Raw genomic sequence first — 12,973 nt, forward strand, 5'->3', positions numbered from 1 at the left:
TATGCAATTGCTTAGTTAAGAACGTTCACCGACATCAAAATCTCTCCCTTAATTGAAGATATACCCATACTATACGATTAGGAAATCACAAAAGTCAAGGCCAATTCTTCAATTCGATACAATGATGATCAAGAGGAGATCGGGACGATATTTACGTAAAATATATTATGTTAACCTAATATAATTCAAACGCTTATTATCTTTCAATCTACATTTAATGATTATTTCAATCAGGCATGAAATCATGATACAAACATTAAAAAACCGCCCCGGGAGAATGGAAAATCATACCTCCAGGGGCGGTTTCTTGTGCTGTTATTCAGAATCATCGGCTACGACAGCTTGTACAGACTGCCTGTCACGAAGTAATGGAAACAATAGCATCGCTCCGACTAAAAACAAGCCGGCGCTCACGGTATATACGGTGTCCAGGGAGGATTCGCGTTTAAGTGTTCCGCCGATACTCATACCGACGACCATCATCCCGGAGAACAGGGGAGAGAGGGCGCCACCAACGCGGCCGATAAAAGCAGCTTCGGCATTTTTCATCATCATGGTGTTGATACCGATATGAATGCACGGATAAAATAGGCCGCTGAATACTTGTAGTGTCATGGTTAGCACAATACTGTGCGACCATCCGACTCCAAAGGTGGCCAGTGTGCTGACCAAAAGCCCGGTCACCAGCAGCATTTGCGGCTGTACTTTTTTGGCAACCCCCATAATCATGCCGCCTCCTATCAACATAGCCGCTCCGTTCGCCATTAACGGCCATTGCAGAAATTCCTTGTTTTGTCCAAGGTTCTCTATGGCGACAAAAATCATTAAAGGCTGTATAAGTCCGACTGCCAGTCCAATTACCGTAAATGTTCCCCCAAGCGTGCGAAGTGTACGGTTATTCCATACATAACGTATTCCTTCTTTGAGCTCTTGAATGAAATGAGTTGGATGATCATCTATTTCCAGCTCTCGTTCATCTTGTGGAATACGAGTCAGAACAAGTGCCGAGATGAGAAACAATATGCCTGTTATAGACAATGAGACGAAAATTCCAAAGTGTTGATAAATAAATGTACCGATAACAGGGCCGATAACCATAAATAAAGCCATGAGAGACTGAAAAAGGGCCATGACGCCCTGAAGTTGTTCAGGTTCCACTTGCTGCTTCAATAATTTCATTGCAGATGGTTGAGAAAATTGAGATAGAATTGCAGAGAAAAAAGTGGACAGTAATAGTACCTGCCATGAGCCATACCACAACGCCAATAACACGATGAAAATGGAAGCGGCCGATAACAGATCACAACTGATCATGGTTCGTTTGGGCCGCCAGCGATCCGCGAATGTGCCCCCAATGATGGCAAACAGAAAAATGGGTGCAAATTCCGCTACCGAAATGAGCGATACATACACGGGATCATTTTGAGTCAGATCAGTTACATACAGCAGGATGGCAAAGTTTCGCACCCAAATGCCTAAATTGAGCAGTGCATTGGAGGCGATAATGGTCCTTATATATGGATTTTTTAACAACAGATAATTCTCCTTTCATCCTCTCTCAGGGATAACATCCTTGAAAGTGTTTTGTTCTAATTAATAAACGATAAATACTTTTGTTTGTTTAACAATAGATAATATAATGAAACGTCTTAATTTAGTCAATTGTTTTTTTGTAATCCAAAAGAGCTAGATGTATAAAAATTGATTTCATAATCTGCACTTAAAGAGGTCGAACTGCACTTAAAGAGGCAAATAAGGTGCAATTAAATAAATGAAAAAAATTGTATTAAGATAGTAGTCATTTCAAATTTGTATTTTAGTTTTCATAATATTTATTATGTAAACTTTAATGTGCAGCTTAACGATGTGAATTTGAATCGGATGTACCTTTTAAATTCATAGTGATATAATTACGCGTACATGCCTGAAAAGGAGCGTATGGAACGTAGATGAACTTTCAAGTGGACTTTTTATCTTTTTTTGTAATTCAGGTAGACGGAAAGGAAGGGCAAGGCGGCAAGTCCTACAAGCATTACGCTACGATGGATAACTATGATTATGACGAAAGCGATGTTAAAAAATTTCTGGACGGGGAATTTGCCCGTATCAGCAAACGCAAGGTCGAGAAAAACCCAAGTACGGAGCAGGCCCCGACCAAAATTGGCCGTTTTATCGTCGAACCGGAGCATGATCTGAGCAGCAATCCGAATTTCAATATGTTCGCACGGCTGCGAGCGGCAGAGGAGAAGGAAGAGTTCAAAAACGCATGCGACGATCTGGTGCGAATGTATCTGGATACAAGCGCGGTACGTGGTGGAGCATTGATCATTGTACAGGCTACCTTAAATACACACTCGGACGATCCGTTTATTTTTGTGCTCAAATGCGACTTTGAACCCAAAATTGCCCGGATAACGGAAAGCAGTCTGGTCAGTGAAGTTGAAATGGCCATTTCAGCACGTAATATGAAATCCATTATGTATCCTTACATGCTGGAGGAGGGCATGAACGATGAATGGGAGCTTAAGATTCACCAATCTTCCCATGCCCGTTATTTTGAGGATTTTCTGAAATTTGTGACCTATGAGCAATCCATGCCGGAAATCGTCAATGACCATGTCATGGGTTTTGTTCAGAACTATGTAGAAACCAAATGGCCAGATGCATCTAATGAGGAAAGACAGCAGGAAGAGCGCGAACTGGAGCTTTGGGCGGCCAGTGAAAAGCGTGATTTGCAAGGGAAATGGGAACCTCTGCAGGTCGTAGAGGCTGCACAGCACATTGTTGAGCTGAAACCGGAAATTGAAGTTCGCTTCAAGCTGGATGATACGGCTGTGCGCGGGCTGCTGTCCGACTTTGGGGCCAAGCTGCATATTACGAAGCTGCATGACAGATATGCGCTTATCATTGAAGGTGATGCATTTACCTTTGAAAAGGGTTTTTCACCAATTGAGCTGCTTCAACCGGAATCGTTTGAAACAGTAGCTGAGCGGCTGAAAGAGAAACGCCGGCAAGAAGCAGAGGATGGTGATACTCCGCCTTGGTAATGCGACTATCGTATATGAAACAAGCTGGACTCTTATATAAAATGATCAAAAAACTGGCCTCTCGGGCGGATGTTACCGCTGTAGAGGCCAGTTTTTGTTTACCATTTATTTTGCCTGTTCTACAGATGCACTTTACTGATTTGATCTTTTAACTTGTCCGCCGATTGAAGCAGTCTTGCCCGTTCCTCATCATTGAGCGGAAGATCCAAAATTTCACGTACCCCGTTGTGATCCACGATACTTGGGACACCCAAATATACGTCAGATACTCCGTTATAATCTTCCAGCAAGGTGGACACATTAAGTACAGACCCTTCGTCTCCGAGAATAGCGGCTACGATCCGGTCCAGAGCCAGCCCGATGGCGTAAGAAGTTGCGCCTTTGGCATCTATAATTTCATAGGCTGCATTTTTGGTGTTTTCGAAAATTTCATTTTTCGTGTCTTCGTTCAGCTCCAGTGGAGTTCCTGCAACGTTGGCCGTGCTCCATACAGGCAGCTCGGAGTCACCATGTTCACCAATAATATGAGCATGGATACTGCGTGGATCTATACCTTTTTGCTTACCGATCAAATAGCGGAAGCGCGCGCTGTCCAATAGCGTACCTGAGCCGATGACTCTGCTTGAAGGCCAACCGCTGCGTTTCCAGGAGATGTAGGAGAGAATATCTACCGGATTGGTTGCAATCAGCAATATGCCGTGTGTGTTCACCTTAACGATATTATCAATGATGCTTTCAAAAATTTCGGCATTACGCTTGAGCAGATCAATACGTGTTTCTCCCGGTTTTTGTGAAGCACCTGCTGTAACAATAATGATGTCCGCATCACGGCAATCTTCATAATCACCGGCCCATACTTTGACACCGCCGAGAAAAGGAAGCCCATGATTCATATCGAGCATTTCCCCCTTCGCCTTTTTGACGTTGACATCAATAAAGACAAGTTCTGACATGCGTTGGCGTAGCAGCAGGGTATAACCGGTCGTTGTGCCGACTGCTCCCATGCCGACAATGGCCACTCTGCTTCGTTTGTAAGGTTTTAAGCTCATAAAATCCTCATCTCCTTCTCGGGTTGTTTACCTTTTCATTTTAGAATAATTATTTAAAATTTATCTTTCCAACTTAGTTTAACGTATATGTGTACTCTACTGCAAAAAAATATGACATTTCTCCTTGACTTCAAAGCGAGACTCGCTAATAATTAATCGAATGCTAAGAACATACACTAAAGCGTTGCAGCAGCGATATTAACGTATGAATTAGGGAAAGAGGATTATGGATATGGACTTATTTCGAAAAAAAACTGGACTACTCCCACATGAGGAAAGCGGATCTACAGGACAGTTAAAGAGAACGATGAGCGCCTTTGACCTTACTATGCTGGGTGTAGGTTGTATCATCGGTACCGGGATTTTTGTTATCACTGGCAAGGCAGCAGCAGAAAATGCAGGTCCCGGATTGATGCTCTCTTTTGTAATTGCAGGGATTGCCTGTGTGCTGGCTGCTTTGTGCTATGCAGAGCTTTCATCTACAGTCCCCGCAGCGGGCAGTGCTTATGCATATAGTTATATTGTATTTGGAGAAATTCTGGCCTGGGTGCTGGGATGGGACTTGATTCTGGAATATGGAGTGGCGGCCGCCTCTGTGAGCAGTGGCTGGTCTGCTTATTTTCAAGGCCTGCTGGCAGGGTTCGATATACATCTGCCCCTTGCTCTAACCGCAGCCTTCGATTCGGTCAAGGGGACCATTATTGATCTGCCTGCCGTGTGCATCATTATGTTAATTACGCTATTGCTGAGTCTCGGGGCAAGGGAGACTGTTCGATTCAATTTTATAATGGTTTGTGTCAAAGTCGGAGTTGTACTGCTATTTATTGGAATCGGAATCTTCTATGTTAAACCTGCCAACTGGACGCCATTTTTGCCTTATGGATTTTCCGGTGTTCTAAGTGCAGCAGCCATCGTATTTTTCGCTTATCTGGGCTTCGATGCCATCTCAACCGCTGCCGAAGAGGTACGCAATCCGCAGCGGAACATGCCAATTGGCATTATTTCTTCGTTGGCGATCTGTACGGTACTGTATATAGCGGTTTCGGTCGTATTAACAGGAATGGTGCCTTACACGCAGCTGGGGGTAAGCGATCCTGTTGCGTTTGCCCTGCGCTTTATTCATCAGGACTTTGTGGCAGGATTGATTTCAGTCGGTGCGATTGCAGGGATGACTACTGTACTGCTGGTGCTGCTGTATGGTCAGACACGGTTAATTTTCTCCATGTCACGTGATGGACTTTTACCGCTATTTTTGTCTAAAGTAAATGCCAAAACTCAAACACCGATTCGAAGCACCTGGCTGGTCGGCAGCATTATTGCCTTGGCTAGTGGATTGTTTCCGTTACAGGCACTGACTAATCTGACGAGCATTGGAACCCTGTTCGCTTTTGCAGTCGTATCGGTGGGAGTTATCGTTCTTCGTAAGAAACGGCCGGATTTGAAAAGAGGATTTGTCGTGCCATGGGTTCCGTTGATTCCGATTTTGAGTGCTCTCGTGTGTATCGGTCTGATGCTCCAGCTTCATATTAGTACGTGGATCGGATTCATCGTGTGGCTCCTGCTCGGGCTGCTGATTTACTTCTTTTATGGATATCACAAAAGCTTGTTGAATCGTAAATCTTGATCGAATGATTATGGAAAAAGCCGGATTTCTGCACTTAAGTGCAGATCCGGTTTTTTTTGTCATGAGCGCGAAAAGTGTCACATAAGGTCGTTTATGTTATAATTTTGTTTCAGATAAGCTTTTGGCACGGGATTACCGCATGCCATTGAGGGAGGATTTTTATATATGAAACTGCGCTGGCGTGCGCTTCTGGGGGGAATAATGCTGTTGACTGGCATTCTGTTGACTGCCTGCTCTTCTGAACCCCCAAAAACTGTAACCCAACCCCCGGTAGAAGAACCTGATGACCAGGGACAAACGATCACGATTAATCCACCTTTAACTCCACAGGTGGGCGATCCAAACGCCAAATATGTAGTGCAGACGCGAATAGCCGATTTTCATTTGATCGATAACAATAAAGGCTTGGTTTGGGGAGTTACCCGCAATGAGCTTCGACTTTACTATACACATGATGGAGGAAAGACCTGGAATAATATATCTCCTTCCGAAAATGTTCAATTTCAAGACAAACTTGAATATGGAAAGGACATTAGCTTCACTGATTCCCGTCACGGTTGGGTTGTCCGTCAAAATTTGGACAAAACAGCAACCGTTATTCTCCGAACGGCTGATGGAGGACAGAGCTGGGATGTGTCAGCACTGCCAAACGGGGAATATGTGAGTTCAATTCAATATGTGAATCCGTCTACAGGCTGGATCATGGCATATGTAAACCTGAATGAGCGGGATCAGCAAAAATTGTTGTATCACACCACTGACGGGGGAGCCACCTGGAAAAAGATTGCGCAAAGTTCCGGTATGATATCCGGTGTATCAGGCTCGGGGCTGCCCGATCAGGGCAGTGTAGCGGGGATGAGTTTTTCTTCCGGCAATCAGGGTTTTGTTGCGATCAATCTGGATAGCAGTGTTAAACTGTATAGAACTCTGAATCAAGGGAAAACATGGACTCCGGCAGTTCATAGATTGCAGGGTTGCCCACAGGTACAGGCAGAAGCTCAGCAGTCTCTTCAAGGAAGCAGCTCCTCATATTGGGTTCCAGTCCTTTGCTATGGAGATAACAGCACAAAATATAGCGGGCTGTTTACTGCTGATGCAGGCACACAATGGAACGCTGTGTCTTTGGGCCTGAGCAGCAAAAGCAAGTCTATTATCCCTGGGCGTACCTTCCTAAACGAAAAGGAAGGCTGGATTATAACCCAAACCGGAATGAGCCGCACGTTGGATGGGGGAAAGACGTGGACAAGTCTCACAGGCAACAAAGTACTGGCTTCGAAGCTAAAAGATTACCCTCGATCGGTCAAGCTCCGTTTTGTTTCATCTTCGGTAGGCTGGCTGCTTTTGGAGCGTCTGGACGATAAGAAATCACTATTGCTGAAAACGACGGACGGCGGCGCAAACTGGAGAATTCTATAAACTTTATAAAGCTGATCGCCCTGGGCTTTTTTCCTAACTTTGCAGGTTCTCAAAAGACATGCAGACTCAGGAAAAAGGCGTGGGGCGGTTTATTTTTAAAAAATTTAAATTTTATACGACAATATGTGAAAAAAATCACAATGTAAAAACTGCGGCGCTGTTATACTAAACCTGTAAACAACGATAGGAGTGATAATCATGAGAGCGAATCAGGATCATATGTTAACCCAATACTACCTTCAATTTTGTTACACTTGTCAGGATGCCTATGGTTGCACGACTGAAGAGGACTGCAAGCAGTGTGCGGAGCGTTACGCTGAAGCCGAAGATTGTGAAGTTCTGGATGAGACACAACATTATCTCCAGCTTGTACATGTGTAAATCAATGTACCATTCTGATATCGCCATATCTTGAGCCTCCCGGATCATTCCGCGGAGGCTCTTGGCGTTCTTAAGGAGTTACTATCAAATTTGGGCAGGAGTCTACATATACTATTAGGGAAAGCTTAGGTCATGTGAGGATGCCCGGCGGTTTCCCTGTGGAATGCCTGGCGGAGAGGAGTGCGGTGCATGGGATTTGAGTCATTATGGATGTTCGATTGGCTGGGTACGGTACTGCCCGTTTTTTTCGTAGTCGTGTTAGGCATTGTCGTGTTGTCTGCGGGCAGAGAAGTCATGGAGTGGCACCGAAATAAAAGGCAGCCTGTATTGACAGTTGGTTCCCGAATTACGGCCAGAAGGACACATCTCCAGCAGAGGCGGCAGGAGGAGCAAGGGACTCGTACCTATACTTTCTATTACTTAACCTTTGAAGTGGAGAGCGGCGACCGAATGGAGTTTAAGGTAACAGGAGAAGAATACGGTCAATGTGCCGAAGGGGATGAGGGTCGGCTTACCTTTCAGGGTACACGATATATCGGATTTCAACGTCTGAATCGCTATAGCCTGGAACAGGTTAAAATGTGATCACAGCTTATTCCCTCATTTGATCATTCACGGCCTTCTGCGATGCAACAGGGTAGGGGGCTGTGAGTGTTTCTTGTACAGCACATTTTGGTACATATATACTAGTAAAGAGTTTAGAGGGAGGAATGAGGCGTGTCATTTGAAGGACAAGTTGTTATTGTGACAGGAGCGGCCCATGGAATCGGGAAAGAGGTCGCTTTTGCCTACGCTGCACAGGGTGCCAAAGTCGTATTTGCGGACCGTAATGAGGAAGAGGGCGCGGCCGCCGCTGCAGTGGCACGAAATGAAGGATATCAGGCCATTTTTATTCCTTGTGATGTGCGGAAAGTAGAAGATATTGTAACGCTAATTCGTACCACGGAGGAAGAATACGGCACTATTCATACACTGATCAACAACGCAGGTGTCTCCAAATGGAAATCCCCGTATGAGTTAACGGTAGCAGAATGGGATGACATTTTGAATACGAACGTACGCAGCTGTTTTATTGCGACACGGGAAGCGGCCAAGGTGATGAAACGAAATCCGGAGGGGGGATCGGTGGTCAATATGACCTCTACACGGGCTTTTATGTCGGAGCCGGATACAGAAGCCTATGCGGCGTCCAAAGGCGCCATTGCGGCCCTTACACACGCGATGGCCATATCCCTAGGAAAGGATGGAATTCAGGTCAATTGCATCAGTCCAGGGTGGATTGAGACCGGGGATTATGGGCAACTGCGTGTAGAAGACCATAGGCAACATCCGTCTGGACGCGTGGGGACTCCTAAAGACATCGCACGGGCCTGTCTGTATTTGACCCAACCTGGTAATGATTTTGTAACAGGTACAAATCTGGTGGTAGATGGCGGCATGACGCGCAAAATGATTTATGAGCCTTAATACTGACCGAATAAGTAGTCCCTGATTTGGGAGCTATTTTTTTTAATTTGTTTTTTTGGAACTGTCACCTATTGGGCATTTGTACCATACGATACGGTATGTGATGAAGAACGAGGAGGGGACGCGTTGGCTGTTATTAATGTCAACTCAGAGGATGTAAGGACACTCGCCCGACTTATGCGGGCAGAGGCCGAAGGAGAAGGAGAGCTGGGGATGCTCATGGTTGGCAATGTCGGAGTAAATCGGATTTTGGGCAATTGTCTGGATTTTCAGGGAATTCGCCTCATGAACGATATGGTCTTTCAGAGTCCTGGCGGGTTTGAAGCTACTCAGAAGGGGTACTTTTATCAAAGAGCCCGTGATCGGGACATTCGACTGGCCAGACGTGTAATTAATGGTGAGAAAATACGTCCCGCATCTAATGCATTATGGTTTTTCAGACCTGCCGGAGAATGTCCAGATACCTGGTATAACCAGGTCAATTCCGGGCGCTTCAAAGCGCACTGTTTTTTTATCCCTTCCGTACAGGATTGTCCTGCCGTCTACTAGAGAGTTTTAACGTGAGTTTGGATGATTTAAAACCATTTTAGGAGGAATTTACATGATTTCACAGCAAGCTTATCGCCCTGTTTCTTATCCTGCCGGTGGTGGGTATCCCGAATGGCCCAGAGGGATGTATCCAATGGGAACCATGCAGCCCATCAGCACCTTTCCCCCTCAGGTTAACAGCGGTAGCGCGATGACACCGACTGGCACGGTGGTACAGAGTCAGACTCCACAGTATGAGCAATCCTATATTGAAAACATTTTACGCTTGAACTTGGGTAAAGTAGGAACCTTTTATATGACGTATGAAAATAACCGGGAATGGAACGCGAAAATATTCAAAGGTACGTTGGAAGCAGCGGGTCGTGACCACATTATTATCAGTGATCCGGCTACGGGCAAGCGGACCGTTCTACTTATGGTAAACCTGGATTATGCTACTTTTGATGAGCCTTTGGTGTATCAATATCCCGGCGTCATCGGGAGCCCGGGCGTATCCCCGGTTCGCTGATGCCTTTATATAGATTAGTCTGCATCCTCTGCCTGAAGGCAGGGGATGTATTTTGTTTATAATCTTTCTCAAATATAGTTGCTTCCTTTGTGGTAAGAGGCGAAAAATGAAGCTTTTTGACCTAAATAACAGGGGAAACTGATTTTTATGACATTGCTTGTGGTTTGACTGTATAGAGTATAGTTATATAATTGAATATAAGCTGATAAAAATCTATTTAATCATGCGGAAAAATGCTTTTAGAAGCAGGAAGGAGTGAACGTGTTGGGAAGTTGATGCTGCTTATGATGTGTTATCGTTCTGTCTATGATGAAATTATCCGAAGGAGGTGCGCCTGTCTGCCGTAATGACGGCTGATGGGGAGCATATTGAGTGACCCTTTACCGAGTATGTTTAACTTGATTATTGTTTTTGCATTAGTATTATTGAATGGTTTTTTTGTATCTGCGGAATTTGCCATGGTCAAGGTCAGAAGCAGCCGTATTGAAACATTGGTGGAGGCGGGCAACAAAAAGGCCGTGTACGCTGCCAATATGCTACGCAATTTGGATGCATATCTGTCAGCCTGCCAGTTGGGCATTACACTAGCATCGCTGGGACTGGGGTGGATCGGAGAGCCGGCCATCGCACATTTGATCGAACCTGTATTTACTGCCGCCGGATTGGGTGCGGTATATGTGCACGGAACTGCCGTGGTCATTGCATTTATTGTCATTACGATTTTGCATATTGTGCTGGGTGAATTGGCGCCCAAGACGATAGCGATTCGTAAATCTGAAACCATTACGCTGTATTCAGCCATGCTGATGACTTGGTTTTACAAGCTGATGTATCCGTTCATCTGGGTGTTGAATGGAATGGCGAACAGCCTGTTGCGTTTATTCCGTATGGAGCCGGTATCTGAACATGACGATTCCGCGCATACGGGAGATGAAATACGCATTCTGATGAAAGAAAGCAATAAGAGCGGACTAATTGATAATACGGAATTGGCGCTTGTTGATAATATATTTGATTTTGCCGATACGACCGCCAGGGAAATTATGATTCCGCGTACCGAGATGATCTGTTTGTACAGCAATGAGTCCAGAGAGGAAAATCTCAGGATTGCGACGGAAAGCATGAGAACCCGTTATCCAATCTGCGCCGAAGATAAGGACCATATCATTGGCTTTATCCACATTAAGGACCTTCTGCGGGCGAACACACTGGATACCCGTACGATGATTCGACCGATTTTGGCTGTTCCTGAATCCACACAAATTAGTGACCTGCTTAAGCGCATACAGCGCAGCAAGACGCAAATTGCGATTTTGATTGATGAATATGGCGGAACATCGGGGATGGTAACGCTGGAAGACATTATGGAAGAAATCGTGGGTGAAATTCAGGATGAGTTCGATCAGGAACGTCCTGGCTGTGAGCAGATTAATGACGAGGAATTTTCCATTGACGGTATGTTATTAATTGATGAAGTGAACGATCGCTTTGGACTGGAACTCGATCATGAGGATTATGATACGGTAGGAGGCTGGCTATACTCACATGTTGAGGTTATTCCTCCACAGCCGGGTCAGTCTGTTGTGTTTGAAGGATGTATGTTTGTTGTTGAGGAAATTGAAAATAAGCGGATTTCACGTATTCGGCTGATAAAGCAGCCTGTCATCGTGGAGGAAGCAGGAGTCTCATAATGGAATAAAACCTTGGAAGCGACCTTGAATGATATGGGGTCGCTTTTTAATTTGCCTTCTTTACAGATAGGATATGAATTGATATGATTGTTCGTGTTATTGTCAACCTAAATAATATGCGATAAGTTGACAATAAAAAATGAATTTAAATGTTCCTGAGCATTTTATTATTTTTCATGATCAAAATAATGGAGGTATGAAGTATGGAATTATTCAATGCAGGTTTAGATTGGTACTCATTGGCAGATAAAGCGATCCACGGCAGCAAATTGTCACAAAAGGAAGGCATTGCGATATTGGAAGCCGATGATGGGGAGCTATTGCCGATTATGCAAGCTGCGTTCCGGGTACGGCATCATTTTTACGGTAAAAAGGTTAAGCTTAACATGATCATGAACGCCAAAAGCGGCCTGTGTCCGGAGGATTGCGGCTATTGCTCACAATCTATTGTCTCCACAGCGCCTGTCAGCAAGTACAGTATGCTGGACAAGGAGTCTCTGCTGGCCGGGGCGCGAGAAGCGATATCACGGAAAGCGGGAACGTACTGCATTGTCGCCTCCGGCAAAGGCCCTACGGATCGAGAGCTGGATCAGGTGATTGAGGCTGTGCAGGAGATTACCAGTACGCTGCCGCTCAAAATTTGTGCTTGCCTGGGGATTCTCAAGGAGGATCAGGCCCGGAGGCTGGCAGAGGCTGGCGTACATCGCTATAACCATAATTTAAATACGAGTAAGAGCAACTATCCGTCCATTACCACTACACATACATACGATCAACGGATCGAAACCGTTAAAATAGCTCAGTCTCACGGAATGTCTCCATGCTCTGGCGTTATTATCGGTATGGGGGAAACGAATGAGGAAATCGTTGACATGGCCTATGCCTTGCGGGAACTTGATGCTGATTCGATTCCGGTTAATTTTCTGAATCCGATTCCCGGAACTCCACTGGAAGGAGCAAAGCGTGTATCGCCAATCCGAGCGTTAAAGGTACTGGCATTGTTCCGGTTCATTTGTCCATCCAAAGAGATACGTGTTGCTGGCGGACGGGAGCTCAATTTACGCTCACTACAGCCTCTATCTTTATATGCAGCTAATTCGATTTTTGTAGGCGATTATTTGACGACAGAAGGGCAAGAGGTCACAGCTGATCATCAAATGATTGAAGATCTCGGGTTTGAAATTGAGATATGCGCCCTTTCCGCCGTATAATAAGAGTTGTACAAAACTTGAAAGGAGAGT

Annotated in this window: 12 protein-coding genes; 10 read left to right on the forward strand and 2 right to left on the reverse strand. The window is 45.1% G+C overall.

All coding sequences use genetic code 11. The annotated features are described in order from the left end of the window. Positions 1-315: 315 nt before the first annotated feature. Positions 316-1,533: an MFS transporter gene (locus tag B4V02_RS11780; RefSeq protein ID WP_094154902.1), complete on the reverse strand. Its 1,218-nt coding sequence runs from the start codon at positions 1,531-1,533 to the stop codon at positions 316-318. Between the two features lie 416 nt (positions 1,534-1,949). Between B4V02_RS11780 and B4V02_RS11785 the strand changes: the two genes are divergently transcribed. Beyond that, positions 1,950-3,047 carry a DUF3900 domain-containing protein gene (locus B4V02_RS11785; protein WP_094154903.1) on the forward strand — a complete coding sequence of 366 codons (1,098 nt, stop codon included), beginning with the start codon at positions 1,950-1,952 and terminating at the stop codon, positions 3,045-3,047. Positions 3,048-3,166: 119 nt separating this feature from the next. On the opposite strand, the gene B4V02_RS11790 is transcribed toward B4V02_RS11785, so the two are convergent. Next, complete coding sequence (locus B4V02_RS11790; protein ID WP_094154904.1) at positions 3,167-4,096, reverse strand: L-lactate dehydrogenase; 930 nt, start codon at positions 4,094-4,096, stop codon at positions 3,167-3,169. Between the two features lie 232 nt (positions 4,097-4,328). Here B4V02_RS11790 and bcaP point away from each other — a divergent pair, with 232 nt between their 5' ends. The 9 genes from bcaP (at position 4,329) to bioB (ending at position 12,943) form a co-directional block, all read left to right on the forward strand. Beyond that, on the forward strand, positions 4,329-5,720 hold the full coding sequence (gene bcaP / locus B4V02_RS11795) for a branched-chain amino acid transporter BcaP (RefSeq protein WP_094154905.1): 1,392 nt from the start codon (positions 4,329-4,331) through the stop codon (positions 5,718-5,720). Between the two features lie 165 nt (positions 5,721-5,885). Next, the gene (locus B4V02_RS11800; RefSeq protein WP_094154906.1) at positions 5,886-7,136 is read left to right on the forward strand and encodes a YCF48-related protein; all 1,251 of its coding nucleotides are present in this window, start codon (positions 5,886-5,888) and stop codon (positions 7,134-7,136) included. A 198-nt stretch (positions 7,137-7,334) separates the two neighbouring features. Continuing rightward, the gene (locus B4V02_RS11805; RefSeq protein WP_080572162.1) at positions 7,335-7,517 is read left to right on the forward strand and encodes a hypothetical protein; all 183 of its coding nucleotides are present in this window, start codon (positions 7,335-7,337) and stop codon (positions 7,515-7,517) included. A gap of 189 nt (positions 7,518-7,706) precedes the next feature. Further along, entirely contained in the window at positions 7,707-8,102 is a 396-nt protein-coding gene (locus B4V02_RS11810) for a DUF2500 domain-containing protein (protein ID WP_094154907.1), read from the forward strand. 132 nt (positions 8,103-8,234) lie between these two features. Continuing rightward, positions 8,235-8,984 (forward strand): SDR family NAD(P)-dependent oxidoreductase, encoded by a 750-nt coding sequence (locus B4V02_RS11815; RefSeq protein ID WP_094154908.1) that lies wholly within the window; start codon positions 8,235-8,237, stop codon positions 8,982-8,984. Between the two features lie 126 nt (positions 8,985-9,110). After that, a complete protein-coding gene (locus B4V02_RS11820; RefSeq protein WP_094154909.1) occupies positions 9,111-9,533 on the forward strand; it encodes a cell wall hydrolase in 423 nt (140 codons plus the stop codon). Positions 9,534-9,585: 52 nt separating this feature from the next. Further along, entirely contained in the window at positions 9,586-10,041 is a 456-nt protein-coding gene (gene gerQ / locus B4V02_RS11825; RefSeq protein WP_094154910.1) for a spore coat protein GerQ, read from the forward strand. Between the two features lie 389 nt (positions 10,042-10,430). Continuing rightward, a complete protein-coding gene (locus B4V02_RS11830) occupies positions 10,431-11,732 on the forward strand; it encodes a hemolysin family protein (RefSeq protein WP_208618730.1) in 1,302 nt (433 codons plus the stop codon). Positions 11,733-11,935: 203 nt separating this feature from the next. Then, positions 11,936-12,943, forward strand: a complete 1,008-nt coding sequence (gene bioB, locus B4V02_RS11835) for a biotin synthase BioB (RefSeq protein ID WP_094154912.1) — start codon at positions 11,936-11,938, stop codon at positions 12,941-12,943. Positions 12,944-12,973: the final 30 nt, after the last annotated feature.

It is taken from the genome of Paenibacillus kribbensis (genome assembly GCF_002240415.1).
In the GTDB taxonomy this organism is placed as follows: domain Bacteria; phylum Bacillota; class Bacilli; order Paenibacillales; family Paenibacillaceae; genus Paenibacillus; species Paenibacillus kribbensis.

What these genes read in the sequence shown, in the direction of transcription:
- B4V02_RS11830 (WP_208618730.1), top strand. Translation starts at nt 10,431, where the DNA reads ATGTTTAACTTGATTATTGTTTTTGCATTAGTATTATTGAATGGTTTT.
- bcaP (WP_094154905.1), top strand. Translation starts at nt 4,329, where the DNA reads ATGGACTTATTTCGAAAAAAAACTGGACTACTCCCACATGAGGAAAGC.
- B4V02_RS11810 (WP_094154907.1), top strand. Translation starts at nt 7,707, where the DNA reads ATGGGATTTGAGTCATTATGGATGTTCGATTGGCTGGGTACGGTACTG.
- B4V02_RS11800 (WP_094154906.1), top strand. Translation starts at nt 5,886, where the DNA reads ATGAAACTGCGCTGGCGTGCGCTTCTGGGGGGAATAATGCTGTTGACT.
- B4V02_RS11790 (WP_094154904.1), bottom strand. Translation starts at nt 4,096, where the DNA reads ATGAGCTTAAAACCTTACAAACGAAGCAGAGTGGCCATTGTCGGCATG.
- B4V02_RS11785 (WP_094154903.1), top strand. Translation starts at nt 1,950, where the DNA reads ATGAACTTTCAAGTGGACTTTTTATCTTTTTTTGTAATTCAGGTAGAC.
- gerQ (WP_094154910.1), top strand. Translation starts at nt 9,586, where the DNA reads ATGATTTCACAGCAAGCTTATCGCCCTGTTTCTTATCCTGCCGGTGGT.
- B4V02_RS11805 (WP_080572162.1), top strand. Translation starts at nt 7,335, where the DNA reads ATGAGAGCGAATCAGGATCATATGTTAACCCAATACTACCTTCAATTT.
- bioB (WP_094154912.1), top strand. Translation starts at nt 11,936, where the DNA reads ATGGAATTATTCAATGCAGGTTTAGATTGGTACTCATTGGCAGATAAA.